Genomic DNA, 26,250 nt, shown 5'->3' with positions numbered 1-26,250 from the left:
GGTTTTTATATAACTCTAAACCATGAACGGTTTTACGGCTCTTCGCCGTTTCATATGGATTTCAGTAAATCCGCTACAGGGCTGGCAATCATATAGATCATCATCAGAAAAGTTCCTGTATTTCGATAGCCCCTTGCTCTGCTTCTGGCTGCCTGAAACAAGCTGTTCAGCCCTTCCATGCGAGCATTGGTATAGGTTGAAGACCATCGTTGTATTATCTTATCAGCGTGACTCTCTACCGTTGATAATGCCTTACGTACCGGAACCAGAATTTCACACTCTCCCAGTTCAGATTTTGCATATTTGATGAAATGCGTTAACCTCCAGCGAGCCGCCTGCGCTGTTTTGGCCTTCCGGATCCAGCGGAGCTTTTCCTTGATTCGCCATGCTATACCAGTTTTCAAGTCACTGCTTTCCAGTTCGGCAAGTGCTTCCACCTGTTTTTCAGTAAGTGGCCCATCTGCCTTCTTTAGCACTGCCCAGCGCAAACTTTTCGGATGCTGCCCCAGTTTTCGCTCCTCTTTGCGGACATCGTCAACAGCCCGGGTAAACAGCTGAACAACGTGGAACCAGTCAACAGTGACGTTGGCTTGCGGCAGCTCTTCTTTCACGGCGGCCAAGAACGCTTTTGACATATCGCAAACCACCTCAAGCACATTATCTGCCTGGCCTCCATGCTTCTCCAGAAACGCCCTGAACTCCTTAATAGTACCTTTGCCCTTACCTGTGGTGGCAAAGATTACGGGCTTGTCGTGCCTGTCCATATCAATGAAAACGGTAACATAGTTATGACCTCGTTTTGAGGCCGTTTCGTCCAGCCCTATAGCCTTCAGAGATGACAGATCCATTTGCAGTAATGCCTGACTGACGTAATGCTTGATCACCCGCCATATACGCTTGTCATTGACTCCAATATGTTTGGCACAGGCTTTGACCGGCATCTCCCTGACCAGAGACAGCAACGCCTGTTCAAAAAGAAGGGTAAACTTACTGTTCTCTCTGGCCCAGGGAACATTTACACGAAGAGTGCCGTGTTCTTCACAGGTTGTCCGAGGTACTTTAGCGGTGATATAGCAATGATGCTGAAAAAAGTTCAGATGCTGCCAGGTTAGTTCCTTAAAGTCATGCGTCGGGCAAGCCTTACCACATTTGGGGCAGGGAAACAGGCTGCCACGATCAGCGCTGACTCTGAGTCTGAGTTGGTTGGGCTTCTGGGATGTATCGAGGTGTTGATCAACTATTTTCCAGGGTGCCTGCAAACCAAGACCAAGCATGAAAATCTGGTTACCATCCATGAACAATTGCGAAACCTGTGTACTTTATTTGGCGGGTAATTATCAGTCAGATAACCGTACTAAATCCATAGCAAACAGCGAGGAACCGGTTTTACTGACAAGGTGGGGTAGGGCAACGCCTGTCTATAATAACTATGCGAATAATATCGATGCAAATAAACAAGCCTGTTACCCGGTTAGTCCTTTCTTTTGTGGCTACCTGAATTGGCACTGTTTCATAAAAGTTTCAGATAATTAAAGGTTGTGCAACATCATGGAAGAACAAAACACTACTGAATCATCCCCTGATACGGAATCGTCAGCCGCTACAGAGATCGCCCCTCAAAAGCCTGATTCCAGAGTTGAAACCGCTGTTGCCAATAAGGATTACATCATTGATACCTCTCTGGAGAATGTCCGTCTGGAAGTCCGTGGGCCGGACTTTGCCATTATCCATGAAGACGGGTCAGAGCTGACTGTATTAATGGGGGGAATATTGACAGCAACGGGCCAGCCCGTTCGCTTCAGGTTTGCCGATGGTACGGTACTGGATGGTGATGAGTTTCTCGCTAAAGCTAATCATCATAAGAATGTCGATGTGCAGCATGTCGCACAACATCAGCCAGAGCCAGAACCAGAGGCCGAGCTGGAAGAGTACCCTGACAAACCAGAAACCGATACACAGCAGCAGCCTGTTCAGGAATTGCCAGAACTGGCACAACAACCGGAAGCGGCCAGTGAATCAGCGTTTAATAAAAGCTTTGCCGAAGAAATCGGAAAACTGAAAGAAAATGTCCAGGGTTCCGGTGCTGATACCCTTTCAGAGTTCCAGAAGCTGCTTGCCAACGAGTTTAACAAGCTGGAAAAAATCACGATTCAGGATGCACAGGGTGGTCCGGAATCTCCTAATGATACACCGTCCTCTTCTGCTTCTACTCCCAGCGCACCGGAAGTAGAGCTGCCCGAGGTCACCGCCACTGCCGGTATTGGACCAGGTTCAGGGGCTGGCTTTGATTTCACCGTTTCCCTGACCAACTATGGCTCGGTCGAGACAATAGCTGGCTCCCATATTGGCGGCGGTGGCTCTGCAGAATCTGCGACTAACAGCGATTACTCTATTCAACTGGACAGGGAGGTCATCAGCTATCCGGATTCTGACCAGATTTCCGGCTTCGACGGCATCACAGTTACCGGAGATAATGGCACTTACTTTACCACATCAACCATTAGCCGAGTGTTGTCTATTAACAGCGGAGGCCTGGCAACAGATGTTCAGGGGGTCACCATTTACAGCCTTCCTGAAGGCTGGAGCATTGAAAATGGTATTTTTAATGCGGGTGATCCTGATAACGGTATCCCCGCATCCTGGTCGGTAGGAACATCGTCCTTCACCATTACCCATCCAACCAATATCCAACAAGGTGTATCAACATTCGAACTCCGCTTTGAAGTCAGCTTTGTTGAAGAAGCGGCTCGCCAACCCGAGGTTTTTCTGGTTCCCGCCTATGTGACAGAAGGCACGGGGGCTGATGATTTGCAGGGTGAAATCAATGGTCAGTCTGCACTGGTATTTAATTTGTTACACAATGGTGACGTGATTGATTTAGGTGCTGGTAATGATGTGGTGGATGCTTCGGTTGGTAATGACATTATTCGCACCGGCGCAGGCGATGACACCATAAAAGGCGGACCAGGGGCAGACACTATTGATGGCGGAGCCGGCACCGACACCCTTGATTACAGTGGCAGTGTGGCGGGTGATTTGTCCAGCGGGGTTATTGTGAACCTTGGAGATGGGACGAATGGCACGGCTACGGATGGTTATGGAGATAATGACACTGAAATCAATAGTATTGAAATTGTTAAAGGGACTGCTTTTGGTGATGAACTGACCGGCAGCACCAATAACGACCAGCTTTACGGGCAGGACGGTAACGATACCCTCAACGGCGCAGGTGGAAATGACAAACTGTATGGGGAAGCGGGTATTGATACTCTCAATGGCGACGAGGGCGACGACGAACTCTACGGTGGAGCTGGGAAGGATACCCTGAACGGTGGTGAAGGTAATGATACGTTAATTGGTGGGGATGATAAGGATGAATTCAACGTCGATGTTGCTGATGATGATATTACCTACAATGATACTCTCAATGGCAATGGGGGCGACGACGAACTCTATGGTGGAGCAGGGCAGGATACTCTGAACGGTGGTGAAGGTAATGATACGCTTTATGGCGGAGATGGAAAAGATACTCTGCGAGGCGGAACTGGCAACGACACGCTCGAAGGCGGGGCTGGCGATGATAGGCTCGAAGGTGATGAAGATAACGATATTTTCAAAAGCAGTTCCGGGTATGATTATTTCGACGGTGGGGATGGTGCTGACACTGCGGACTACAGCAACTACATCAATGATGGAGTTATCGCAACTCTAGCGGACGGAGACGGGGAAAGCGTAGTCACAAAGCTCAATAGTGATAATGAGCGTGACACTGTAAAAAATATAGAAAACCTGACCGGCACCAGTTTCGATGACCGTCTTACCGGCAACAATGAGACTAATCACCTACAAGGAGGAAAGGGTGAAGACGAACTCTATGGTGAGGAAGGTAATGATACGTTAAATGGTGGTGATGACGGTGACACTCTGTCTGGAGGCATCGGTAACGATACCCTGAATGGTGAAGCAGGCGATGATTCTCTGTCTGGAGGTGCTGGAGCAGACTCTCTGGATGGGGGTGCAGGAACTGATACGGCGAATTACTCTTCAGAAACTGGCTCTATAAGCATTCTTCGGAATGAAACGTCAGTATCCGTTCTGGATGGCAGTGGATCAACAGACACTCTAACGAGCATCGAAATAGTTAACTGACCTCCGGCATAGCCGGAGGCTTATCAGATTACGCCCTCTAAGGGCTTTTATTGCGCCCAAGGGCGCTTACCAGTCAAGATCATACTGATCTCTATTTCCATCATTCTTTTCTTGATCTCGGATATATGCCCGAACCACTTCTTCATCAAGTCCTACTGTTGAGACAAAGTAACCTCTTGCCCAAAAATGCTCTCCGTTAAAGTTACGCTGCTTGCCTTTGAAATTTTTCGCAATCTCTATTGCACACTTTCCTTTCAGATATCCAACGACATGAGATACCGGATATTTGGGTGGAATACTGATGCACATGTGAACATGATCAGACATCAAATGCCCTTCGAGAATTTTGCAGCCTTTCCTTCTGGCAAGCTCATGAAATATTTCTCCGAGAAACTTTCTCAAATTCCCATAGATTACCTTTCGTCTTCTCTTTGGGATAAAGACAATATGGTACTTACAATCCCAACGCGTATGAGCCAAACTCTTGTAGTCTCTCATTGGTTTTACCTTCAATTTTCTTGGTCGGAAACTGAAGGTTAGCTACTGTCGCTACGGTTAAACCTATGAGAGTCTCCCCGGCATAGCCGGGGGTTTATCAGTGTTAATTACTGGTTCAGCTGGCAGCGACACAATTGATTACAGCGGATTGAGTGAATCAGTAACAGCTTCACTGCAAGCAGATTCAAAAGGTGAATTCACATTAAACAGTATTGAAAACATTACTGGCACGGGTTACAACGATGAGCTTACGGGTGATGACAACGGAAATGTATTAAAAGGCGGCATAGGCAACGACAAGTTCTGGGATAACGCTGGAGATGACATACTGGAAGGAGGTATAGGTGATGATATTTTTTATGCCGGAACTGGTAGTGATACTTTTGATGGTGGAGACAATACAGACACCCTGGACTTTTCAATTCTGAACCTGGCAGTAACCGCCAATCTTTCTACGGAATCGGCTACTTATACAGGCAGTGTCGATACCGATGTGATAAAGAATATAGAAAACCTCATCGGTAGTGATGAAGTAGATACCTTGAGGGGTAACAGCAGTGATAACCACCTCCAAGGCGGAGAAAGTGGGGATTTCCTGTATGGAGTGATCATGATGGCACCCTAGATTTAAAACTCACGCAAGATGCTATTAATCAGATGACTGATGATAGCAATGATTTAACGATTAAGGTTAAGGGTGTGGACTCAGTTAGTCTTGATGGGTCAACTTTAACTAATTATGACGTTGACACCAGCAGTGGTGAGACAGTACATATTTATTATGTATAACAGGTGTTGTAGGTTGGGTCGAGCGAAGCGACACCCAACACGGAGACTCAATTCTTGTTGGGTGTTACCCAAGGGCATAAACGCTTCGCTCGACCCAACCTACGTCATGGATGACCTATGCCAATCACCGAACAATCTTTCCATTCTTCCAGCCTTTCCGATGCTTTCTTAACCCTTATACGCCTTTCTGGTATTGAGCTGTCAGCCGAAGTCAGCAATAAATTGATTTTAAAAGGAATGGATGTCAGACAACTGCACCAGCGCTGTGAACGGTTTGGATTAATCTGCCAGCGTAGTCTGTCTGCACTGGGTAAACTGCCTGAAACAGCTTTCCCATGCCTGTTGCAAATGAAAGGCAAACGTTTTGTTGTGGCACTGGCTGCCCGGCAAGGTGAATTGCAGATTCTGGATAAACAGAGCCAGCCGGTTTGGATAAAGGAAACCGTTCTGAGCAATCACTTTTCCGGTGTTTGCTATTCCATTCAAAAAGCCGGGGAACCTGATGTTCAGAGACCCGTAACAGCTTCCGGCTGGCTAAAGAAAGAGGTCACCCAACTCTGGGCAAACTATGCCCAGGTGATTCTTGCTACTCTGCTGATTAATTGTCTGACGCTGGCCGTGCCGATTTTTACCCATTTTGTATTTGACAAGGTATTGCCGAACTATGCGACAGAGACGCTGGTGGCTGTCACCATCGGCATTGGTCTGGTGATTCTGGCGGATTTTGTCCTGCGCTGGCTCAGAAGTTTTTATATCGATGATGCCTGTCGGCACATTTCCCGACAGGCTGAACTGCAATTGATTGACAGCCTGTTGCGCCAGGAAGCTTATCAGGTCAACCGGTCTCCGGCACGCCTTGCCCAACAGGCTCAGGGGTTTTCCCGGGTAAAGGAAGCCCTGTCCAGCTCCATTCTTTTAACCGCTCTGGATATACCCTTTTTTATACTGTTTACCGCTGTCATCGGGCTGATCGGTGGCCCGCTAATGTGGGTGCCAATAGCGGTTGCAGCGGTTCTGATTCCGGCATCCATCATCAACTATCGTCTGACTCGTAAACGTTCTTCCGTGGCGACAACCGCCCAGACAGAAAAGAATGCCTGTCTTCATGAACTGACCCAGGGGCTTGAGACTATAAGGGCAATGGGTGCAGGGCAGAGCCTGTTGTCCCGCTGGCGGGTTCTGGTGAACAGCAGTAACCGGCATGATTTCAGCCACCGAAGGGTGGGGTCGGTACTGAATGCTTTTGTCATTTCAGCCAGTCAGATTGTGGTGGTCGCGACGCTGGTCATAGGGGTGTTTTTAATCCAGTCAGGACTGCTGGCCCCCGGCAGCCTGTTTGCCTGTATCATACTGGGCAGCCGCGCGGTGGCACCGTTGATGAATCTAACCCAGCTGTTAAGCCGGATTAATTTATCAAGACAGGCGCTCAGACAACTTGAGCCTCTTTTTGCCAACTCAGGGGTTGCTCGCTCAGAGGCTGAAAACCCTGAGACAACCAGGCAACGGCTTTACCACTTGATACCCTCTGTAGAGTTTAAAGACCTGAGCTTTCGTTATCCCAGTGATAATCAGGATACGCTGAACGGCATTAATCTCAGTATTTCTGCCGGTGAACGAGTGGCGATTGTCGGCGCTTCCGGCAGTGGCAAGACAACGCTGATCAGGCTTTTATCCGGTGACCTTATACCTGACAGTGGGCGTATGTCCGTCTCCGGTCATGACCTGGCTGGCCTGAATCTGGCCGATGTACGACAGCATTTGAGTGTATTGCATCAGCAGCCTTTTGTGTTCAGTGGTACGGTACGCAGCAATTTACTGCTGGGCAATGCCTCTGCGAATACAGCGGAGCTTGACCGGGCCTGCTTTATTACCGGGCTTGACCAATGGGTGAGCCGCTGTCGTAAAGGCTATGAACACCCGATTGGGGAGTGCGGCAGTAATCTGTCGGGTGGACAAAAACAGGCGCTGTGCCTGTCCCGTACCTTGCTTCACAATGGAAGTTTGCTGGTGCTGGACGAGCCAACCAGCGCTATGGATAACCTCTCAGAGGCTCAGTTCTGCCAGCGGCTACCTGACTATCTGGGTGAAGATCAGACGTTATTGCTCGTGACCCACCGGGCCAGCCTGTTACAGCTTGTGGACCGCATTATTGTGTTAGCGCATGGCAGGGTGGTGGCTGATGGGGCAAGGGATGAGATACTGAAAAAGATGCAGGCAGTTCGCACCAGCTGATGCGAACCTTTTCGATCGTCTTGTCTGATCACCTGTTGCCAGGCAGGCAGATACGGTACAGCCGATGTAATGCTTTGAACAGCCGCAGCAGCAGGTCTCTGTGAACAGACTGTGCTTTTTCTATGGTTTTACCCAGCTCATCCTGACCAGCATGGATTTGTTCAGCAAGCGCCTGCTCAGTTTCTTTCAACCGGTTACTGGCTGCTGTTGCGAAGGCATCGGGTAACTGCTGTGACTGCTGATACAGGGCCTCAGCGCTTTCTACCTGCTTTTTCATCAGTTTCACAGACGCAAGCTGTGATTGAATCATTCTCTGCCGCTGGGCGCCGGATTCATTATTCTGTGAATCCTGTCGTGTGTTCTGTTCGTTGATTAAGCGAGTCTGTTTCTGTAATTCATCGTTGGCGCTGGACATCATATCAGTCAGCTGTCCACAAGCTTCTTTTACCGTTGTCTGCATGGCTTCTGGCTCATGGCGTGTCAGAGTCTGTTGAATAGAGTCCAGTGACTGGTTGTGAGAATTTGTATGGTCGTGAATCCCGCTCAGAGTTGAACTCTGTTTTTCCAGGCTTTCAAGAACTGCCTGATTATCAGACTGGGTGCGCTTATGAATTTTAAGCAGGGTTGAGAGTTGTTTCTCATGACTTTCAAGCAGTGTCTGCTGGCTGGACAGCAGGTTTTGCATATGCTGCTCAATATTAACCAGCGCCTGTTCTGATTTTGGTGAGTAAGCCGGAGAGTGAGAAACCGCACCTGTTTCATCACTCCCCTTCAGTTTATTACTGTGCTTTTCAATACCAGCCGTGAACGATGTCATGGCGTATTCATAAATCCAGTTTGAATAGCTGTTGCTGAAAAGGGTGGAAGCCTTGTTGACGCTCATAGCCAGAGCGCCAAGCACTACAGAACTGGCCAGGCCGGTCAGCGAGGTGCCAAAGGCGGTTCCCATTCCGGACAGGGGCTGCTCCAGATGCCTGATCAGAAAAATCAGTGTATCGGTAATCTCCTGTTCGCCAGTCAGACCCATGGCCAGTTTACTGATCATTCCTGAAATAGAACCTACCGTTGCAGAGAGACCAATAAACGTACCCAGAAGTCCAAGGTAGATAAGCAGGTTGACAAAGTAACTGATCCTAATGCGGCGTTCATCAAAACGATTGTTGGCGATGTTCACCATACTTCGGGCGACAGGTGTTGGAATCTCTGGAATTTCACCGGTTTCTTTCGTGCTGTTTTCCAGGCTTTTATACAAATCACTCATGATGAACATTTTACTGTTGTAGTTCAGCAAAGCCTGGGCATCACGGGATTCAAACAATATGGTATCAAGGTCGCATAATGCCCTGAGGTCACACTTCAGGCGATAGAGATTGCGAAAGCAGATAGAGATTCCCACCATAAGCACGGTAGCAATCATACCGTTCATAATAAGATTGGATTGCAGCACGTAGTAGACAGTGTCCCGGGCAAGAAACAGTACAACGCCGGTGCCTGTCAAAACTGTAAACATCCTGCGGTAATAACGGTTCATGTAGTCTGGGCTTTTGACTCGAACCGCATGCATGATTTCAGACATAGGATTCCCCGGTATCAGAGTTTGGATACAGATTCTGTCACTTTATTCAGATAAAACATGATGTTCATCATGCTGCTGTAGTACTCGTAGTGAAAGTAGACACTGTCGACCATACTTTTATGGTAATCATTCTGTGCTGTTGTAATGTCAATCAGGTTTCTCTGACCCAGGTCAAACTCTTCACGGTATAACTGTACGATCTGTTTATTGATAGCCAGAGCCTCTGAATTCAGCCGCTTCTCTTCCCTGAAGCGCTTCATTGAGTTGTAGGCTTCCCGGACATCTTTCTCCAGATTTTTCAGGTAGTCATCCAGCTGATATTGTGAGCGCAGAAACAGGGAATGGTTTTCAGAAATGCGTTGTTCAAGATTTCCACCATCCCAGAGGTTGTAGGACAGAACCACGAGCATTTTATTATCGCTTTTCCATTTGCTCTGGGTTTGCAGGGAGTGTTCACTGGAAACGCTCGCCTTCAGGGAGATATCGGGATAACGCTCACTGCGACTTTCTGCGAGACTTGAACGTGCCGACTCGATATTCTGTCGTTTAGCCATGACCCCGTAGTAACTGGCCAGGGTTCTTGTGATGACCCCGGGCAAGTTGAGCGACACGTTCATCTTTTCCAGAGCAGGAATGACCAGATTATCAGGTGCCTGCCCGACTATCAGGGTAAACGCTTCACGGGCAAAAGTATTATCAGCCTGATAGGCTACCTGAATGGTCCGGGCATTTTGCAACAGGCTCTGAATACGTTGTACATCGGAAAAACTTGAAGCACCTGCCTTTTCCCGCTGCTGCATTTGCTCCAGTAATCTTTCATAAAAAGCAATATTGTCGTCCATCAGAGCAAGAATCTGCCTGAGTTTCAGCACTTCCAGATAAGCCTTGGATACCAGCAACGCCAGCCTCTGCCGTCCTTCTTTACGCAGGAACTCTTTGTTTTTAAGTTTGAACTCTGTGGATTCAATCTGGTGTCTGGTTTTATAAAAATCAAACACCATCTGTTTTACATCAAGGCTCGAACGAGTGTGGCTTGTCCAGGTTTTGCCGGTTGAGCGAGAGCTACCGCCTTCGGCAGACAGAGATATCTGAGGGTAATAGCCTGACTCTTTTTGCTTTAGTTTGGCTTCCCCGGCTTCAACATCAATGTTCAGGGTTTTGGCGATAGGGTTAGTTTCCATCGCCAGCCTGACTGATTCATTAATTGTCAAAGACCATACCGGAGACGCAAGCGCTACAGAGCATGCTGCCAGCAGCCGGCATCCAGTTTGGTAACAGCAGGCTGTCAGTGATTCTTCATCAGCATCCTGATTTTTACAGATAAAATTTTTTACATTCATGTTTAGGCTGCTTGTTGCTAATAGGCTGCTAGTTGTTAGGAAGCCCCGTTAATAATCTGAAACATCGGCACTGTTTTAATTTTTTATAGAGTCAGATATTAAAAAAGGACGTACGGGGACGATAAATAGAAAGAACAAGACGATAACAGGCTTCAGCGCTCCTATGTCTAAAGATACTCAGGAAAACCCATGGCCCGGATTTGTTGATGTGCTTTCATCAACACTTCTGGTTTTTGTGTTTCTGGTGGTCATACAGTTGCTGGTTATTGCAGGCGTCAGTATGAAAATCAGCCAGACAGTGGCGGAAAAAATGATGGAGGAGTTACTTAAGGAAGCTGAAACAAAAGCGCTGACCATTACTGAGACTGAAATCGCTAAAATAAAGGAAAAATCCACTAACGTTGAACAAAGCGTCGTAAAAGAGAAAGAAAATCCCACGTCTCTGGTGACGACTAAAGACAAGCTCGCTATTGTTTACAAGGGGCTCCATACACTGCTCGAAAATGAAGACAGCGAGCAGGTAGACCTGTGGATTAACGACAGAGTTGATCTTCTCCGCACCAGCGAGATTCTGCTGAATGCCTATCTGGGCAGCCCGACCCTTTCAACCAGTACGTCTTATTACGTGTCGTATAATCGCATGATGGATATCAGGAAACGCCTGGTGTTACTGGGTGTACCCGGTGACAACATAAAGGTCAGGATTCATAATTCAGACCAGGAAAACCATAATAAAGTTGAACTGTGGGTTCTGGAATCCACTCCATGAGAATACCCCGTTCTTTGCGTCTGCTGTTTACCAGGCACAGTATCACCGCCATGTGCCTGCTGACTCTCACATTACTGCTAATCTGGTCCTGGCATACGCCCATTGATCGCTTTGTGTATGGTCAGGGCAAGGTGACAACCTTTAGCGACCATAAAGTCATTGAGCATTTCGAAGGGGGGATTCTGTCTGGCATACACATAGCCGAGGGGCAGGCGGTACAGGCAGGTACACTTTTATTCAGCGTTGAAAACCCGGGTGTCCGGGAAAATGCCAGCCGCATCCATGAACAGATGCTGGCAAAGAAAGCTAAAACATCCCGGTTGCAGGCAGAATACCAGCAGAAACCTTTTATCGTATCGACAGACCGTTCCCAACTCTGGCAGCGTCAGGCAGAAACCTATCTCAAAAATGAACGCCATCTTTTTCTGTTAAGGAAAAATAATCTGCTTGAAGATGAACGCATTCTCGAACAAAAGCGTGCAAAAGAGCAGGCGAGATTCGAGGAAACCACTCAAACTATTAAAGATCTGGACATTGAACTGACTGTTGCCACTGAACAGCTGCAAATACTTGAAGAAAGCATGAAGAACCGGGCAGGCTCCAGAGTTGTTCTATTGGAAAAGCGTATGGAAGTGGTACGCACCCAGACCCGCATGAACCAGTCCCGGGCAAAACTGCCGGTCATTACCGCCAGCCTGAAAGAGCTTGAACTGCAGAAACAGCAATTACGTCTGAAGTTCCGTGAAGCAGCGCAGGATGAGTACAACCAGGAGAGTGCTGAAATTGCGCTGCTTGAAGAACAGTGGCAGATATCCAAACAAAGGCAGGTGCGTACTGAAATCCGTTCTCCGGTCAACGGAACAGTGTATCGTCTTTACACCTCCACAGAAGGCGAAGTGGTCACCCCCGGCACAGTTATTGCCGAGATCGTTCCTGAAAATGAACCTCTGCTGATTGAAGCCCGAATCGACCCTTATGACAGAGCCAGGGTATGGCAGGGGGAGGACGCCAACCTCCGGGTCACTGCTTACGATTACAGTGAGTACGGAAGCCTGTCTGGAACGATAAAGGAAATCAGTGCCGATACCTTTGTCGATGAACTCACCGGACAACCTTACTATCAGGTTATTATAACCACTGATTCATCCGGCAAGAGCGAGGAACACCCTCTAATACAAGGCATGACCGTGGACGTTAATATTGTTGCCGGCCGGCAGTCTGTCCTTTCCTACCTGTTACCGGATGCCCTGTCCATGACGTCTTTCCAGTCGTCCCGGAGTGAGGGGGCAGGGGAGTAGATCAGGCTGATAGAAGTGGCTGCTTTGCACCGCCCATGACAAAAAGAGCACATATCCCGGAGTTTACCCGCTGCCGAAGGCAGTCGGGCAGAACAAGTTGGCAGGTGGCGTGTTAGTTTTTTGGAAAGGATTGACGGATGAGAAGTTCAAGCTGGTCAAAGCGTTCACGGGTTTCTTCATGTTGTTCATCACTACGCTTAAAGCCCGCAAGCGTAGCGTCTGTCAAAGCATTAATAGAGGATTCTAACTTATCCATGCGACGCTCCTGCTGGTCAAACCTGATGCGGTTTTCTCGTTGGTATTCTCGCATTTCCTGCCTTGTGGCAAGTATCTCCTGGTGTGTATCACCAGTGATGCTGATGAGGCTACGTACTGAGCCATCCAGTGCATCGAAGTGTGATTCAAGCCGGTCAACTCTCGCTTCTAAACCCATAATTACTGCCTGTTTTTATTGGTTGGGATATGAATATAGCAGAGAATGGCACAGAGACACCTAACACCTATGCTGAACAACATAGCTCACCCCAATCTTCCTGGCTTATCCGACAAATATCTGTCAGTGATAAAAAAAAGCACTGAAACGACTGGGAAAGCTGTTCTTCTCTTGCAAATATCTCAGAAGTACCCGCAACGGCATCAGTTTCAGTGCAGCCCTGGCCTTTTGAAATCCTTCGCCATAAATCGGATCGCGGCTTTGCTCTATGAGAGTGCGTCGATATGACGCATCTTTCGTATCCTGATTTTTCAGCCAGATATATTCCATCAATACACACATACCTTCTTCCACCTGCAAAGGTAAGTCATGATATTGATTATAAAAAAGCCAGGCGTGGGTCAGCTCGTGTATGGCGATGGTGCGAAAGTGTTCTTCAGGTAATTTGCTTTGAATGAGAATGCGATCAAACTGCCTGCCAATAATTCGCCCGCCAGAAAATGTTGTCGTCCATTGTGCCAATCCCAGAATCGGTCGTTCATTATGAAAGTTGTGACGACTCGCCTTTCTCAGTTCGTCTCTATCGCACAATATAACAGGGGTTTGAGTCTGGTTCAGTTTTAACCCGACAGAAGCCAGTGCAAGACGCATTTCGTTTAAAAGACTTTCGGCACGTTCCTGTGTATCGACTGCCCTGAGCGTACACAGATTGCAGATCAGCAAACCATCGGGATGCAGCATGCCGCCATCCGTCAGGTGTTTGCAGACAATCCGGCCGCAACTGGAACAGTTGGAATAATTTGTGTGGGTGTTGCAGAAAGCGTTACCCCAGAAGTCAACCAGGTAGTTACGGGTCAGAGGCTTGCGACAGACTGAGCATAATGGGCGGTGCAGTTTTCGGTGACAATCGAGATGCCAGGGCATACCGTCATGCTCAATGTACCGTTTTTTGATCGTTTTACGGCAACCCGGGCAACGCAGACAGCGAGGGTGAAAGGGGCGACCATTAAAAGCAACAAATGTTTCATTGATTAATGGCCGCTTACAGGTACGGCAGGTAAAGCAGTGAGGGTGCCAGTCTGCCCCCAGTGCTTTCAGTGCATTGCCGTGAATGGCTTTGTGACAACTTTTGCATTCGGTAGCCAGAGCAAGAGCCCCTGTGCTTTAAAGTGTCCGTTTGATAGCGATGGTCAGTCCGTCTGAAACAGGCAGCATCACCATATCTACCCGGTCATCCTGGTGAACTTTTCTGTTCAGGGCCCGGATAGCGACTGTATCGTCATCATCAATTGCTTTATCGGCCACGCTGCCATTCCATAAGGTGTTATCAATAAGAATCAGGCCTCCGGGTCGTAGTAGTTGCAGGCACAGTTCATAGTAGTCATCGTAACCGGTTTTATCGGCATCAATAAATGCCATATCAAAGGTGTTTGCCTGCTGCTGGTTAAGCAGGTGCCTGAGCGTTTCGGTGGCTGGCGCAAGGCGTAAGTCTATTTTGTCTTCAACTCCGGCTTTGGCCCAGAATGTTCTGGCAGTCCGGGTGTATTCTTCACTAATATCACAGGCAATAACGTTGCCATCATCAGGTAATGCCAGGGCGACAGCCAGCGCACTGTAACCTGTAAAAACACCCACCTCTATCGTTTTATTTGCCGCCATCAGTTTTGCCAGCAAAGCCATTAGCTGCCCCTGTTCAGGGGAAATCTGCATACCGCCGTATGGGTGTTGACGGGTGACTTCTCGCAGTTCTTCCAGAACAGGATGTTCCCGCAATCCTGTTGAATAAACGTAGTGGCGAAGTGAATCAGTCATTGTCAGTGTTGTAGAGGACATTGTGTTACCTGTGTAGTACTACAATTGATGATCCATAGTCAGCGTTTTCAGACGGCGTGCTTCAACATGATAGTACTGACTGGTTGTATTAATGCTATCGTGACCAGCGAAAATAGCCAGATCTTCAATATCCATTTTTTGAGCCAGGTGCGTTAATGCCGTATGCCGCAGGGCATGAAAAGGCATTTCCTGAAGCCGGTACTGTAGATTGATATCATCGGTTCTTCCGGCACAAAACTGCATAAAACCCTGCCACCAGAAACGCAGCCCTCTTGATGTCAGCCCTGAAACAACACCTGCGCTTTTTCGGCGCCTTGGAGCCAGGGGCAGGGCGTTTCCTGTAATGCCGGTATAACCATAAAAGCTGCGATAGTCTTTGATGGTTTCATGCAGTTGCGGATTAATGGGCAGGTTGCGTCGTTTTCTGCCTTTGCCCAGTACGCTGAGGTAATAGCCTCCCTCATTATCCGGGTGAATATCATTACAGGTCTGTCCCGTCAACTCCGACTCCCGCAGGGCTAATGCATAGGTCACCCTGATCATGAAATTGGTGCGAACTGATTCCATGACCTCTTTACGGGTAGAGCAGGGCATAGATGCCAGACACTGTCGCACATGCTGCCATTCAGGCTCGTGAAAATAGCGAATGACCTTGCTGCCACGGGCTGTTTTTTCTCCTGACCGAACCAGTGAAGCTGCCGGGTTACCCATGGTGTAGCGATTGCGTTCAAGAAAACCAAAGAATGTGGACAGCACATCAATCACCTGGTCTGTGCTTTTCCCCGGGTTGATGGATGACCTGAAGAGTATCTTGTCAGGTTTTCCGGGTAAAACGCCGGGAGCCAACCAGTGTGGTGGCAAGTTTTGAATAAAATGCAGATAGGTTTGCAAATGCTTCAGACGAACCGCTGCGTAGTCTATTGCCAGTTCCTGATAGATATAAGCAGTAAATCGAATGATCTCCCGTTCGTAACGCCTGCGGGTTTCCTGCGAACGGGAACCGGACTTATTCAGGAACAGGGTCAGGGCCTCGCTGTCATTGCTGGCCCCCATCAGGTTATCAGCACCAGCCACATCACTGCGTATTGAGCGCATCAGTGGCAGGTGTTCCGGATTAATTAACTCTGTCATTATTAACAGTCACACTTTTATCGGGCTTAATGAGCTATTTATTTTTACTATCCTGGGAGGCTTGCTGACTGAGACTCAGTTTAAGAGCTTCAGAAAACCCCCGCTCTTTCTCCAGCTCTTTCTCCAGCTGATGAAGCTGGATTGCGATCTGTTCAGACTGTTCGAGTTTTTCCTGCAACTGCTGTATCTGAAGGTTGGCACTACTTAATTCTGATTCCTGCCGTTCAGAGTTGACACTGATCTCTTTTAACCGGGTGATGTCGGATAGAACCTCTCCTTCATTGCTGTTAATTAACTGTTGAACGCTTTCCAGCAGGTGTCGAGAGGCTGCAAGCTGATTGTTCTGCTGCCTGAGATGGTTACGCTCTTCACAGGCTTCTAAATGAGCCCGGGACTTTGACTCCAGTCGATACTGGATTTCATTGCGCTCCTTTTCCAGCTTGTACTGATTTTCTTTTTCCTGCTTCAGTTGCAGTTCAATATCAGCACGCAAGCGTCGTTCATCATCAACCACTTTCATCCAGTGGTTCATCTGGGCATCGTGCTTGTTGTCCAGCTGGCGTTCCTGTGCCTTCAGAGCATCAGCATGATCTTTCTTTGCCTGTTCGATCTGTTCTGTCAGGGCTTCAGACTTGTGAGCCTCGTTGTTGAGCTTTTCTGTCAGTGCGATCTGTTGCTTTTCTAAAGATGTGTTTGCTGTCTGAAGCTCTGTAATTCTTTCCTGCAGTTTCTTGTTTTCATCGGTCAGATGCTCATTTCGCTCTTTGAAGGTGAGTCGCTCTTCCGAGAGCTGTCGGTTCATCTCCTGCAGATTGTCGATTTCCTGATTGGCTTCTTCCTGAAGGCTTCTCTGTTCTTCAGTCGCCTCATGCTTCCACTGAACCAGCCCTCTCTTCAAGACTCTTACCAGATCGGCAGGCAGATCTGTATCAACCTCTTTTTCTGAATCATCCAGAAAGCGCCACTCGTTGTAATAGGGCAACACAGTCTGTTTACCCATCTGCGCAAGTCTGGCTACTTTATCGGCATTAATGCGCTCACCACTTTGCTTCAGATCATCCAGTACCCGGAAAACCAGTTCACGACGCTGTAAATCCTTATTTGTCTCTGACATGGCGATATTTCCACCGTAAATTCAATAAAACCAACTATTAATACCAGTATTATAATACTGGTATTAATAGTATCAAGAATTATTTATTACTACCGGTAACTGAACTTACCGGTAGTAATTGTCAGTATTTAGTTAATATTGATCGAAACAGGTTTTTGCTGTGTAATAGGCAAAAAAAAAAGACACATCTTTTCTAACAGCGAAAGGCGAAAGTGGATGAAACGCAGACAATTTTTGAGGGCAGCCGCAGCTGTCAGTTTGATCCCATTATTACCAGCTTCAGCACAGCAGACGGACGTGTCAGAAGATGAACCACTGGCAAAATCGCTCAATTACGTGAAGGATGCCAAGAAAGCCAAAGGGCATGCTAAATATGCAGAAGGGCAGATTTGCGGTAACTGTATGTTTTTCAGACCTGACCAGAACAACGGATGTGCTTTGTTCAGTAACCGCAGGGTAGAAAAAGAAGGTTGGTGCATGAGCTGGGTTGCAATGCAGTAAAAGCTTGTGGCTGTAAACGACGGAGCTGGCAAACCTGCAAAAGGCTTATCCCTGGTCTGGCAGCTTAAGACAGTAGGAGGGCAGGTGGAGTAAAACGTTATTAGGCGATAGGGGCTCAAGCTGGGGATCTGGACTCACCCAATAACCAGCGCTCAGCATAACTGAGCCCATGCCTCAAAGTATTACTTCATGGTACGGGACTTGTTTTTAATCTTCTCAACCAGTTTTTTACCTTTAGCGGTCAAAGCCAGCTTGAAATAACGACCATCTGCCTCATGCTGGCTTTTCTTGATCAGCCCAAGACCCGGCCGGTCATGTCGACCTTCTCCCAGACGCTTGACGCTTACCGCAATATCGCTTGGAGTCCCGCAGGTCAGTTTTTCTTCATTCACCAGATCGGTAATGGTTTCTCCGGGATTTTCAGCGACAACCAAAAGGATCTGCCACTGGATGATGGTCAGAGGATATTCCTGAAGAAGCTGAGTGAGTTTGATTAACCCTTTTATTGTCATCTTTCAGTTCTCTTGTCGTTAATTGAAGGGGGCTTACTGTAATGGAGCCGTCGTCTAGCCACTGAATTAACAAAAAATGATTCAGCAAAACTTAATGTTTCAACAACAACCCACAAGAACAAATATTAGACACTTTTAGCCTGTTTAGGCAAATTTAATAAAAGATTATCGCATTTTAATACCTTGAAAGCTCCAGCTGTTACATTTCGGAACACCTGTAAGGTGGGCTTTGCTCAAAAATTACTGAGACGTTATTACTAAATAACCAGAGAGAGGACGACAGGCAATGAAAAAAGGAAGACAGGGTTTATGTAATAAATTGAAAGGCTTTAGGACAGTCTTTCATAATCAAATCATCAAAACCCGCCTCTCAGGTCAAATGCAAAGCCCGGGGCAACCATGGTCGCTTATTAAGCTTACAACATTAGCTCTATCTGAAGATTCTCAGGCTGAAGAAATGCTGCCGATTTTTTGTTGTACTGTCGTACATCAAAGTTTTTGCAGAACAATAAGGCTGTTACACAAACGACAACAGAAGTGCAGATGTGGCAAGCCATAAGCACGGACGATTCTGATCTTTTTCCACTCACAGACAGCAGGCAATTGAGCTAGAGACCTGTTATTCATTATTTCGCATAATATATATTATGTTAAATTATATAACTGAGCTAATGGTTGAGTTCCACAGTCTTTAGTAAATCGTGTAGCGAGCCGGACGGTTTGAGATTTTTTGTCACAGGTTTTGAGATGGCTTTTGTTTACTGCCGTGTAACCTTAGCAGCTTTTTATTTAGTCTCAAACCGTGTTGCCTGATTTCTTGTTATATCTCAAACCGTGTTGCCTGATTGCTGATTCAAGTTTCTTTAAAAAAGTTTTAAAGACCGTTTAAAGGTTCGGTGTTTCGATATTTAAACGAGTGGTCAGACCTGAAGACGATAAACTGTGTTCTGCTCGTGTGACAACCCAGCCACCGTTTACCTTATCCTTAATACCTTTTAGTTTTACTTTGGCTTCGGCCGTGATGCCTGTTCTTCCCGGTAAGGTCAGGTTGCCGGTTGCCTGCCCTCTTTGTAGCGCCTGTAGTTTAGCACGGGCAGCGGCTTCTGCCGCATTCGCATCGGGGTGTAAGCCTTTAAGGGTGAAGATGGGTCTGGCGTCCTGGTTGCCGACTTTGACGGGAACCTGCTGGCCGGTATTGCTGTTGTGCCAGTGGGCTATGACAGCTTCGTACTTGCCACGGTCAGCAAAGCTGAAACTGTAGCGGGACAGGTCTGGCTTACTGAGGGTAAAGACGGGCATGGGTTTGCTGGTTGCAGTGCGAGCCTCGCCTCTGGGAACGAAGATCAGGCGGTTATCCACTGGCTTACTGATGGCTCCATGCTCTTTGGCGATCCGGGTCAGGAAGTGCAGGTCTGATTCGTCGGTCTGGTCGATATGGTTAATGACTTTAGCGGCCAGAGTCTCACTGACGACGGGCTCCAGCTCATGCTCTTTGGCAATGGTTTTTACCAGGGCATCAAGGCTGATGTTCTCCCAGGCTCGGGTTTTCTGCTCTTTGAAGCTTTTGCGGAAGTTGGCAGCTCTGGCTCTGATGATCATGGTATCCGGCGACCCCTCCAGACTGACCTCGTCCACGGTATAGATACCCATCCTGACCAGTCCACTCTCTTTATAGCCCAGCCTAACGTCAAGCTGCGTCCCATGCCTGGGCATTTCAACCGCTGAACCACGGTCGTCAATCTTTATTTCAAGGTTGTCTGACTGCCAGCCTGCCTCATCAGTGATAGTGAGGGAAATAAAACGGGTGCGGATCGCCTGGGTGACATCCTGCCGGTCGGCCAGAATCTGAAAGTCCGGTGTCATCAGTCCCATAGCCTCACGGTCTGCTCTTGCTCTTTAGGCTGTTCAATGTCAGGCAGGGTAATGACCAGCCCGGCAGGCAGTACGGCACCTGTCGCCGGTAGTCCGGGATTGGCCGCCAGCACCTTTATAAAGAGGTCGGCACGCCCATAGTAGGCAAGACAGATCTGGTCGAGCATATCGCCCTCTTTTGTGCGGTACTTCATAATGCGCCCCCTGTCGTCTGATCATCATCACCATATTCCTGCAAGGTCAGCCGGAAGCTGATACGCCTTGGCTTACCATCCGCCATCAGGTCAGACCAGGTCTCTTCAATACTGGCAATGCACCACTTGCCCCAGACGTTACCATCACTGTCAGTCAGTATTAACGGTTCGCCTTTACCTGCCTGTTCACGCATTCGGTTGACCTGCCCTAACCCGCCTTTGAAGTGCGGTAGAATCTCACCATCCAGGGTGATGCTGTCACTGTCCGGCCCCAGATATTGAAAAGCCGGTTTGCGCCCGGTTCGTGCCTGGCTCTGCCAGCGGTAACGACTGGAACGCTGAAGTGTCTTATGGGCAGCGGTGTTAATGCCGAACCGGTAGCCACCTAAAGCCAGCATAATATTACTCATGGTCGTACTGGGCTCCCTGCTGGTTCATGGCCTGTGTTGCCTTTATCTCTTCCATCACCCTTCTGGCCAGATCTTCCCCGGACTCCCCCGGTTGCTGGGTAATTTGCAACGTGTACTGGTTGGTAACGGTCGTCTGGTTCTGTGCGGCTGGTGCAGGTACTGCGCTAACCGGTGTTACGGCCACCGCCGCGCTGACAGCTGCCGCCATGCTGGCCTGTTTAGCGAGTTGCTGCCCGGTCGTACTGTTGGGTTGGGGCTGCTTTGTCTCCGGTTCATCAGAGAAAAAGCTTTTAATGCCTCCGGCCAGGTCACTGATCCAGCCCATCTTTTCACTGACCCAGTTCAGCATCGGTTGCCATGCTTTCATCACCAGTCCCATCGGGGAGAAGCTAAACAGCTTTTTAATCAACTCCCAACCACCGCTAAAGGTGGTTTTAATGCCTTCCCACAACCCACTGAACCAGGGGCCGATCTTGCCCCAGTTGGCAACAATCAAACCTGCCGCCAGGGCTATGCCACCCACAATTAACCCTATTGGGTTGGTCATCAGGGCGACGGTCATCGTCTTTAACCCGGCTACCACCATAGGCACCGCTTTAACGGCCATGGCTATGAACGACAGCGTTAGCTTCTTTATACCACCCAGTGCCATCACTACCGCCCGCTTGGCAAAGGTCAGCAAAGAGGCACCCAACGTTTTGATAGAGACTGAAGAGAACAGCCCACTTAACCCCATAGCCTGCAACCCGTAACGGGTGACGACCATCGCACCAATAGCACCGGCCAGCACCGTCATTAACCCGGAAAAGGCAAACGCCAGACCGGCAATGGCGGCGATGCCGTAGCCGATCCAGCGGGACAGGTTCGGCCAGGTTTCCACAAAACTGTTCAGACGGCGGGTTAGACCGGTGATCAGGGTCGTAATAGAACGAACCGCAGGCATGAGCAGATCGCCGAAACTGATTTTCAGCCCCTCTATCGCTGAGTTCATAGCCTTGAAGCCACCGGCGGCATTGTCACCCATCTGCCCCGCAACCCGGCCTGCCTCCCCTTTGGCCCCTTTTAGAATGTCAGTGAACTTGGTGATACCCTGTGCACCCTGTTGTGCAATCAGTTCTGAAACACCTGCCGCCGCTTCAGCGTCAAACAGTGTCTTAAGCACCGCCAGACGTTCACCGCCGCCCATCTCTGCGGTAGCCGCTGCCAGCTCACCGAGAATATCCGGCACTGCCCGGACATTGCCGTCCAAGTCCTGAACCTCAACCCCAAGGCTGCGCAGGGTGGTAGCTGCCGCGCCGGTAGGGGCTGCCAGTCGTTGCAGCATAGACCTTAAAGTTGTACCGGCCTGGCTGGCTTTTATGCCCACGTTACCCAGCAAACCCGCCATGGCCGATGTTTCTTCCAGCCCCATACCAGCAGCACGGGCGACAGGGCCCACATACTTCATGGTCTCGCCCAGCATCTCCAGGGTGGTATTGGAGCGGGTAAACGTTGCCGTCAGAGTATCAGCTACCCTGCCCATGTCAGTGGCTTGCAGCCCGAAGGCACTGAGAATATCCGAGGAAATATCCGACGCCCGCCCAAGGTCAGTGGCTCCAGCCGTGGCCATATTCATCACACCCGGCAGGCTGGACATAATCTGTTCGGTGGAAAAACCGGCCATGGCCAGGTACTTCATGCCCTGGGCCGACTCAACGGCAGAGTAACGGGTGGTGGCTCCCAGCTCCTTAGCCTTGCTGGTCAGGGCTGCCATCTCTTCCGAAGTAGAGCGGGCCACGGCTCCAACACCGCTCATGGCTTCCTCAAAACCCACCGCAGTCTGAATCGGGGATGTTAACAGCCCCGCTGCCGCCCTTCCCACCTGCCCAGCAGCATGACCCACAAACATCATATTGGCACCCGTTGCCATGCCTTTGCTGATGTTTGCCCTGGCGGTTTTCATATTTTCCAGCCGTTGGGTCTGCTGACGGAGTGCCCGACTGGCCTGCTCCGTTTCCTGCCTGAGTCGCCGCTGGGCTTCGCTCATGCGCCGGGTTGAGATACCCGCCTGCCCCATCCGGCTGCGCAACTGTTGCAGCTGCACCTGCTGGGACTGGTGCTGGGTCTGCAACTGCCTGACACTCTTGCGAGCCTGGTCAAACTCCCGCTGCATAGTCTTGGTGGGTTTAGTGGTCTGGCTGAGGGTCTTGCCTAACTGTGAGGCTTTCTGCCGGGCGGCTTCCAGTGCCTTGCCCGATGCGGTGGTGGACTGGCGCAGCTGCCGGAAATGGTTAATGTCGTCGTTACTGCGTCCCAGTCTGCCCAGCTCGTTACGCTGTTCCTTCACGCTCCTGGTCAGCTGCTCAGTGGTCTGCACCACCTTGCGCACCGGTTGCGTCAGCCGGTCTACTGCGCTGATAATGACAGAGAGTTTCAGATCACTCATGTTATGTACTCTCTATAATAAAGAAGGAAGAAGATAAGGGAGCTGTCATGTTCGGATTCGCTGCACTGTTTATGTTAACCGGGTTCTGGGGGGTTATCGGGCTGGTCTGGTATCTGGACGGGTTCTGGATGGCTCTGGCGGTGGCGCTGCCTTTTATACTGCTTTATAAGCTGCTGGGGCGTTCAGTAGATAGCTGGCTTAACACTTCCGAACCCGTCGATCCTGAGCTGAACGCCTTCCAGCAACCACTTTCTCATGAGCCGCAGCGTTCAGACCAGTCTCAACGCCGCAAGCTCCCCGGCTAACTTCTTTGAGTCGCTGTGCAATTCCAGCAACTCCTCCAGATCCCGTTCTTCCAGATCCTCCAGCCGCTGGTGCAGAATCGCCGCCACGCGGCACATCAGAAACCGGACATCCTGCCAGCGGATGGCATAAACCCCGACACCTTTTCGCTGATCCTCCCGAAGTCATCCGCATCCATCTCTTCCACTGCGTCTGGCGGGATCTCGCACAGGGCGGACAGGAGATAGATAGACTTCTCAACGTCCCCCGGATACTGATCCATCATCTTGATATCCCGCACTTTGGGGCGGCGCAGCTTCAGGGTGTCGGTCATAACCCCATCGACTTCGATGGGGTGTGCTAACTTAAAGGTTTCTTCTTTCTTCATTTATATGCCTTTTCCCTAAATGCCCAGCGCCTGGCGCATCTCGGCCAGCTGATCCTTACCATTGACAATCAGCTTGTAGTTCATCGGATCGGCTTCGATCAATACCCGGCCATTGTACTCATAACGGTAATACTGCAAGGTCATGCCCAGCTTCAGGTTGCTGGCCTCGCCGGGCTTCCAGCTGCCCCAGTCCAGCTCCTTGATCATGCCGCGCTGGTAAACCTTGACCTCCCCCTTGCTGCCATCCTCAGACTGGGTATTGCCACGGAATATCAACGACTTATTGTTACCCATGGTGACACCGAACAGCCCGATCACATCCGGGTCCACTCCGGTCAGGGAGATTTCACTTTCCAGCTTCTCAATCTCGCCGGTGGGAATATCGATGGTTGCCCCCAGCCCACCGGCGGAGTATTCCCGCATTTTCGGGGTCAGCTTGGGCAGCACCAGCTCAGCCACCCGCCCCATATAGCCCCGACCATCAACATAAGCGTTGAGGCCGGTCAGGATGTCCTTAATCATCAGACCAGCTCCTCCAGGTAGTCATTCACCAGGTGCGAGCGGAAGATCACGTGCTCTGCCGGGAATGGTGGTGTGAAGTCAAAGTTAAACCAGCCTTGCCCCAGCTGGATATTTGCCGGGCTGTTCAGGTCCGGGTCAGCCCAGCACTTACCGCCCAGAATGGCGCCCTGCGCTTGCAGGGACCTGAGGAAGGCATTCACCCCCTCGGTCACATCGTCGAGATACGTGGTGGTGATGTTACGATCTGTCGCCCACATATGCGCCTGCAAAATGGAGTCGTTGATAATATCTGCTGTGCGTCGCACGCTCAGGTACATCCACTTGGTATCAGACGTATTGCAGTTGCGGTTACCCCAGAGCCGGAAGCCATCCTGCCGGATGATAGATGCAACATGCTTTTCATTAAGCAGGTTGGCGCGGCAGTTCTTGTCACCCAGCACGAAGTCAACAGGTCGGGCTGCCCCCAGAATGCCGAACATCTGTTTGTTAGAGGGTGAATGCCAGAAGCCCAACTCGTTGTCCGTGCGGGCAATCAGCCCAGCCACACGGGCAGAAGCCGCCTCGACCACCTCGGTGGACGATTTGGTATTAAACACCCGTACCCAGGGATCGACCAGGTAACAGCGGGTCGATACATTACTGACAAAATCAATGGCCGCCTGGTCGGTGCTATTGGGGCCGTCGATGATGGCGGTGCCGCGCAGCCGGTTGGCCACCACTTCCATCTCAACCGCTACTGCCTTTTCATGGCTGAAGCCCGGCGCGCACAGCAGGCGAGGGGTAAAACCCAGCTCAGACTGCGCTTCCAGAAACACCTTCAGACCGGTGTTCTCACCCTGCGCCGTGGTGCCGCCAATCACTTTGGACCGGGTTGCTGCGTCATCCGCACCTTTCGGAACCCGCACTACTATGACCACAGCACCCACCTGGTCAAAGATGCCGTCGATGGCAGCAGGCAGAGTACCTTCGCCGCTGCCTTTGGTATCCAGACCGGCGGCTTGCTTGCGGCTACCGGCAATCAGGACGGGAGTATCGTAGGGGAACTGGTTAGCGTCGGCGTCCGGGGCGGTGCCGATCAGACCGATCACGGAAGACCGAACGACCTGTATCGGCCTCGGACCGGAATCAATCTCGATCACCTCGGGACCATGAAGGAAGTCCGTGGCCATAATCTCTCCTTGGGTTGGTTCTGAAACTCTTTGGTGAATCTCAGTGTGCCAACAAAGAAAGAAGTCTGGTTCTAAAGGGTTTTAGGGCATGAGAGCGCCGGAAGCGTGATCGGCACCCCTGCCGGGCGGCAGGGATCAGAAAGGTTTTATGAGTGTATGAAATGACGGTTTACAGGTAAAGAGTGCATTCACCCTTTCGACTGCCATGGATGGCAGAAGTGCCAGTAATGCAGGAGCAATTACTGGTGCGGCTGAAGTGCTTCCAGCCGATCAATAAACGGCTGGGCAATGGCCATAAAGTCGGCGTCGTCTGGCGAGGCTTTCACCGCCTGCTTGCCTTTCAGGCGAATGTCACGGATGTCGTCCAGCGCCGCGAACCAGTAGTCCCCTGTCGCCTTGATGTATTGGGCGGCTTCCTGCTCGTTTCTTCCGTAGGCTTCTGCGTCGCTCTTGACGGGCTTGGGGGCGTCGCCCTGGTAGCCGGAATTGATCCATGCCACTGCGGTGTCGTAGGCACGCTGGTATTCGGATTCAATGAACGCCGAACTGGTGGCAAAGTGGCTGCGGGCATTTCCGGCAGCGTGGTCGATGGCGGCGCAGGCTGACTGGCGGCGGGTGGCGGCTGGGGCTGGTTCTATTGGAACCTCTTCCGGCCACTTACCGTTTAGGCATTTCCACTCATAGCCGTCACGGGCTGGGCGGGTGAACCACTCCTGAGCCTCTGCTGGCATGTCTGTTTTTTTGGTTGCGCTGGTTACGTCGTGTATACCCGGAATAGCTTCTGTTTGGGTTGCTGGATTGTAATATTTCATA

At 49.9% G+C, this 26,250-nt stretch carries 25 protein-coding genes; 7 read left to right on the top strand and 18 right to left on the bottom strand.

Features of this window, described 5'->3' with window-relative positions:
- Positions 1-50: 50 nt before the first annotated feature.
- Entirely contained in the window at positions 51-1,295 is a 1,245-nt protein-coding gene (locus NX722_RS08160; RefSeq protein WP_262566676.1) for an ISL3 family transposase, read from the bottom strand.
- Between the two features lie 253 nt (positions 1,296-1,548).
- Between NX722_RS08160 and NX722_RS08155 the strand changes: the two genes are divergently transcribed.
- Positions 1,549-4,149 carry a calcium-binding protein gene (locus tag NX722_RS08155; RefSeq protein WP_322740919.1) on the top strand — a complete coding sequence of 867 codons (2,601 nt, stop codon included), beginning with the start codon at positions 1,549-1,551 and terminating at the stop codon, positions 4,147-4,149.
- A gap of 66 nt (positions 4,150-4,215) precedes the next feature.
- Here the strand turns inward: NX722_RS08155 and tnpA are convergent, their stop codons facing one another.
- Positions 4,216-4,647, bottom strand: coding sequence for an IS200/IS605 family transposase (tnpA, locus tag NX722_RS08145; protein ID WP_262563698.1), 432 nt, complete (start codon positions 4,645-4,647; stop codon positions 4,216-4,218).
- Positions 4,648-4,747: 100 nt separating this feature from the next.
- Here tnpA and NX722_RS08140 point away from each other — a divergent pair, with 100 nt between their 5' ends.
- Positions 4,748-5,272: a calcium-binding protein gene (locus tag NX722_RS08140; RefSeq protein ID WP_262567572.1), complete on the top strand. Its 525-nt coding sequence runs from the start codon at positions 4,748-4,750 to the stop codon at positions 5,270-5,272.
- A 281-nt stretch (positions 5,273-5,553) separates the two neighbouring features.
- Positions 5,554-7,668 (top strand): peptidase domain-containing ABC transporter, encoded by a 2,115-nt coding sequence (locus NX722_RS08135; protein WP_262567571.1) that lies wholly within the window; start codon positions 5,554-5,556, stop codon positions 7,666-7,668.
- A 28-nt stretch (positions 7,669-7,696) separates the two neighbouring features.
- Here NX722_RS08135 and NX722_RS08130 read toward each other — a convergent pair whose 3' ends face one another.
- Together NX722_RS08130 and NX722_RS08125 are read right to left on the bottom strand one after the other, a co-directional pair.
- Entirely contained in the window at positions 7,697-9,244 is a 1,548-nt protein-coding gene (locus tag NX722_RS08130; protein WP_262567570.1) for a hypothetical protein, read from the bottom strand.
- 14 nt (positions 9,245-9,258) lie between these two features.
- Entirely contained in the window at positions 9,259-10,584 is a 1,326-nt protein-coding gene (locus NX722_RS08125; protein ID WP_262567569.1) for a TolC family protein, read from the bottom strand.
- 163 nt (positions 10,585-10,747) lie between these two features.
- Here NX722_RS08125 and NX722_RS08120 point away from each other — a divergent pair, with 163 nt between their 5' ends.
- Positions 10,748-11,353: a hypothetical protein gene (locus NX722_RS08120; protein WP_262567568.1), complete on the top strand. Its 606-nt coding sequence runs from the start codon at positions 10,748-10,750 to the stop codon at positions 11,351-11,353.
- Entirely contained in the window at positions 11,350-12,651 is a 1,302-nt protein-coding gene (locus NX722_RS08115; protein ID WP_262567567.1) for an HlyD family type I secretion periplasmic adaptor subunit, read from the top strand. Before NX722_RS08120 ends, NX722_RS08115 begins: the two co-directional genes overlap by 4 nt.
- 112 nt (positions 12,652-12,763) lie before the next feature.
- Here the strand turns inward: NX722_RS08115 and NX722_RS08110 are convergent, their stop codons facing one another.
- The 5 genes from NX722_RS08110 to NX722_RS08090 all read right to left on the bottom strand — a co-directional run bounded on the left by NX722_RS08110 (position 12,764) and on the right by NX722_RS08090 (position 17,162).
- Complete coding sequence (locus tag NX722_RS08110) at positions 12,764-13,084, bottom strand: hypothetical protein (protein WP_262567566.1); 321 nt, start codon at positions 13,082-13,084, stop codon at positions 12,764-12,766.
- A 123-nt stretch (positions 13,085-13,207) separates the two neighbouring features.
- A complete protein-coding gene (locus NX722_RS08105; protein ID WP_407648063.1) occupies positions 13,208-14,230 on the bottom strand; it encodes a protein DA1 in 1,023 nt (340 codons plus the stop codon).
- Between the two features lie 18 nt (positions 14,231-14,248).
- On the bottom strand, positions 14,249-14,917 hold the full coding sequence (locus tag NX722_RS08100) for a class I SAM-dependent methyltransferase (RefSeq protein WP_262567564.1): 669 nt from the start codon (positions 14,915-14,917) through the stop codon (positions 14,249-14,251).
- A gap of 18 nt (positions 14,918-14,935) precedes the next feature.
- Positions 14,936-16,048 (bottom strand): tyrosine-type recombinase/integrase, encoded by a 1,113-nt coding sequence (locus tag NX722_RS08095; RefSeq protein ID WP_262567563.1) that lies wholly within the window; start codon positions 16,046-16,048, stop codon positions 14,936-14,938.
- Positions 16,049-16,082: 34 nt separating this feature from the next.
- Positions 16,083-17,162: a DNA-binding protein gene (locus NX722_RS08090; RefSeq protein WP_262567562.1), complete on the bottom strand. Its 1,080-nt coding sequence runs from the start codon at positions 17,160-17,162 to the stop codon at positions 16,083-16,085.
- Between the two features lie 138 nt (positions 17,163-17,300).
- On the opposite strand from NX722_RS08090, the gene NX722_RS08085 reads away from it, so the two are divergent.
- A complete protein-coding gene (locus NX722_RS08085) occupies positions 17,301-17,663 on the top strand; it encodes a high-potential iron-sulfur protein (RefSeq protein ID WP_262567561.1) in 363 nt (120 codons plus the stop codon).
- A 182-nt stretch (positions 17,664-17,845) separates the two neighbouring features.
- On the opposite strand, the gene NX722_RS08080 is transcribed toward NX722_RS08085, so the two are convergent.
- The 5 genes from NX722_RS08080 to NX722_RS08060 form a co-directional block, all read right to left on the bottom strand.
- Positions 17,846-18,175 (bottom strand): MarR family winged helix-turn-helix transcriptional regulator, encoded by a 330-nt coding sequence (locus NX722_RS08080; RefSeq protein WP_262567560.1) that lies wholly within the window; start codon positions 18,173-18,175, stop codon positions 17,846-17,848.
- Between the two features lie 885 nt (positions 18,176-19,060).
- A complete protein-coding gene (locus NX722_RS08075) occupies positions 19,061-20,038 on the bottom strand; it encodes a contractile injection system protein, VgrG/Pvc8 family (RefSeq protein WP_262567559.1) in 978 nt (325 codons plus the stop codon).
- Positions 20,038-20,241 (bottom strand): tail protein X, encoded by a 204-nt coding sequence (locus NX722_RS08070; RefSeq protein ID WP_262567558.1) that lies wholly within the window; start codon positions 20,239-20,241, stop codon positions 20,038-20,040. The genes NX722_RS08075 and NX722_RS08070 overlap by 1 nt, the downstream gene beginning before the upstream one ends.
- Positions 20,238-20,651: a phage tail protein gene (locus NX722_RS08065; RefSeq protein WP_262567557.1), complete on the bottom strand. Its 414-nt coding sequence runs from the start codon at positions 20,649-20,651 to the stop codon at positions 20,238-20,240. Before NX722_RS08065 ends, NX722_RS08070 begins: the two co-directional genes overlap by 4 nt.
- The gene (locus tag NX722_RS08060; RefSeq protein ID WP_262567556.1) at positions 20,644-23,076 is read right to left on the bottom strand and encodes a phage tail tape measure protein; all 2,433 of its coding nucleotides are present in this window, start codon (positions 23,074-23,076) and stop codon (positions 20,644-20,646) included. The genes NX722_RS08065 and NX722_RS08060 overlap by 8 nt, the downstream gene beginning before the upstream one ends.
- Before the next feature lie 47 nt (positions 23,077-23,123).
- Here NX722_RS08060 and NX722_RS08055 point away from each other — a divergent pair, with 47 nt between their 5' ends.
- Complete coding sequence (locus NX722_RS08055; RefSeq protein ID WP_262567555.1) at positions 23,124-23,381, top strand: hypothetical protein; 258 nt, start codon at positions 23,124-23,126, stop codon at positions 23,379-23,381.
- 95 nt (positions 23,382-23,476) lie between these two features.
- On the opposite strand, the gene NX722_RS08050 is transcribed toward NX722_RS08055, so the two are convergent.
- The 4 genes from NX722_RS08050 to NX722_RS08035 form a co-directional block, all read right to left on the bottom strand.
- Positions 23,477-23,746 (bottom strand): phage tail assembly protein, encoded by a 270-nt coding sequence (locus NX722_RS08050; RefSeq protein ID WP_262567554.1) that lies wholly within the window; start codon positions 23,744-23,746, stop codon positions 23,477-23,479.
- Between the two features lie 15 nt (positions 23,747-23,761).
- Positions 23,762-24,268, bottom strand: coding sequence for a phage major tail tube protein (locus NX722_RS08045; protein WP_262567553.1), 507 nt, complete (start codon positions 24,266-24,268; stop codon positions 23,762-23,764).
- Complete coding sequence (locus NX722_RS08040) at positions 24,268-25,437, bottom strand: phage tail sheath C-terminal domain-containing protein (protein ID WP_262567552.1); 1,170 nt, start codon at positions 25,435-25,437, stop codon at positions 24,268-24,270. Before NX722_RS08040 ends, NX722_RS08045 begins: the two co-directional genes overlap by 1 nt.
- 239 nt (positions 25,438-25,676) lie before the next feature.
- The gene (locus NX722_RS08035) at positions 25,677-26,249 is read right to left on the bottom strand and encodes a hypothetical protein (protein ID WP_262567551.1); all 573 of its coding nucleotides are present in this window, start codon (positions 26,247-26,249) and stop codon (positions 25,677-25,679) included.
- Position 26,250: the final 1 nt, after the last annotated feature.

This window comes from Endozoicomonas gorgoniicola (genome assembly GCF_025562715.2).
Classification (GTDB): Bacteria; Pseudomonadota; Gammaproteobacteria; order Pseudomonadales; family Endozoicomonadaceae; genus Endozoicomonas_A; species Endozoicomonas_A gorgoniicola.
This window is presented reverse-complemented; position numbering and strand designations above follow the sequence as displayed.

Excerpts from the sequence above, each read along its gene's own strand:
- NX722_RS08160 (WP_262566676.1), bottom strand. The coding sequence starts at position 1,295 with ATGGATGGTAACCAGATTTTCATGCTTGGTCTTGGTTTGCAGGCACCC.
- NX722_RS08155 (WP_322740919.1), top strand. The coding sequence starts at position 1,549 with ATGGAAGAACAAAACACTACTGAATCATCCCCTGATACGGAATCGTCA.
- tnpA (WP_262563698.1), bottom strand. The coding sequence starts at position 4,647 with ATGAGAGACTACAAGAGTTTGGCTCATACGCGTTGGGATTGTAAGTAC.
- NX722_RS08135 (WP_262567571.1), top strand. The coding sequence starts at position 5,554 with ATGCCAATCACCGAACAATCTTTCCATTCTTCCAGCCTTTCCGATGCT.
- NX722_RS08130 (WP_262567570.1), bottom strand. The coding sequence starts at position 9,244 with ATGTCTGAAATCATGCATGCGGTTCGAGTCAAAAGCCCAGACTACATG.
- NX722_RS08125 (WP_262567569.1), bottom strand. The coding sequence starts at position 10,584 with ATGAATGTAAAAAATTTTATCTGTAAAAATCAGGATGCTGATGAAGAA.
- NX722_RS08120 (WP_262567568.1), top strand. The coding sequence starts at position 10,748 with ATGTCTAAAGATACTCAGGAAAACCCATGGCCCGGATTTGTTGATGTG.
- NX722_RS08115 (WP_262567567.1), top strand. The coding sequence starts at position 11,350 with ATGAGAATACCCCGTTCTTTGCGTCTGCTGTTTACCAGGCACAGTATC.
- NX722_RS08110 (WP_262567566.1), bottom strand. The coding sequence starts at position 13,084 with ATGGGTTTAGAAGCGAGAGTTGACCGGCTTGAATCACACTTCGATGCA.
- NX722_RS08100 (WP_262567564.1), bottom strand. The coding sequence starts at position 14,917 with ATGTCCTCTACAACACTGACAATGACTGATTCACTTCGCCACTACGTT.
- NX722_RS08095 (WP_262567563.1), bottom strand. The coding sequence starts at position 16,048 with ATGACAGAGTTAATTAATCCGGAACACCTGCCACTGATGCGCTCAATA.
- NX722_RS08090 (WP_262567562.1), bottom strand. The coding sequence starts at position 17,162 with ATGTCAGAGACAAATAAGGATTTACAGCGTCGTGAACTGGTTTTCCGG.
- NX722_RS08080 (WP_262567560.1), bottom strand. The coding sequence starts at position 18,175 with ATGACAATAAAAGGGTTAATCAAACTCACTCAGCTTCTTCAGGAATAT.
- NX722_RS08075 (WP_262567559.1), bottom strand. The coding sequence starts at position 20,038 with ATGACACCGGACTTTCAGATTCTGGCCGACCGGCAGGATGTCACCCAG.
- NX722_RS08070 (WP_262567558.1), bottom strand. The coding sequence starts at position 20,241 with ATGAAGTACCGCACAAAAGAGGGCGATATGCTCGACCAGATCTGTCTT.
- NX722_RS08065 (WP_262567557.1), bottom strand. The coding sequence starts at position 20,651 with ATGAGTAATATTATGCTGGCTTTAGGTGGCTACCGGTTCGGCATTAAC.
- NX722_RS08060 (WP_262567556.1), bottom strand. The coding sequence starts at position 23,076 with ATGAGTGATCTGAAACTCTCTGTCATTATCAGCGCAGTAGACCGGCTG.
- NX722_RS08055 (WP_262567555.1), top strand. The coding sequence starts at position 23,124 with ATGTTCGGATTCGCTGCACTGTTTATGTTAACCGGGTTCTGGGGGGTT.
- NX722_RS08050 (WP_262567554.1), bottom strand. The coding sequence starts at position 23,746 with ATGAAGAAAGAAGAAACCTTTAAGTTAGCACACCCCATCGAAGTCGAT.
- NX722_RS08045 (WP_262567553.1), bottom strand. The coding sequence starts at position 24,268 with ATGATTAAGGACATCCTGACCGGCCTCAACGCTTATGTTGATGGTCGG.
- NX722_RS08040 (WP_262567552.1), bottom strand. The coding sequence starts at position 25,437 with ATGGCCACGGACTTCCTTCATGGTCCCGAGGTGATCGAGATTGATTCC.
- NX722_RS08035 (WP_262567551.1), bottom strand. The coding sequence starts at position 26,249 with ATGAAATATTACAATCCAGCAACCCAAACAGAAGCTATTCCGGGTATA.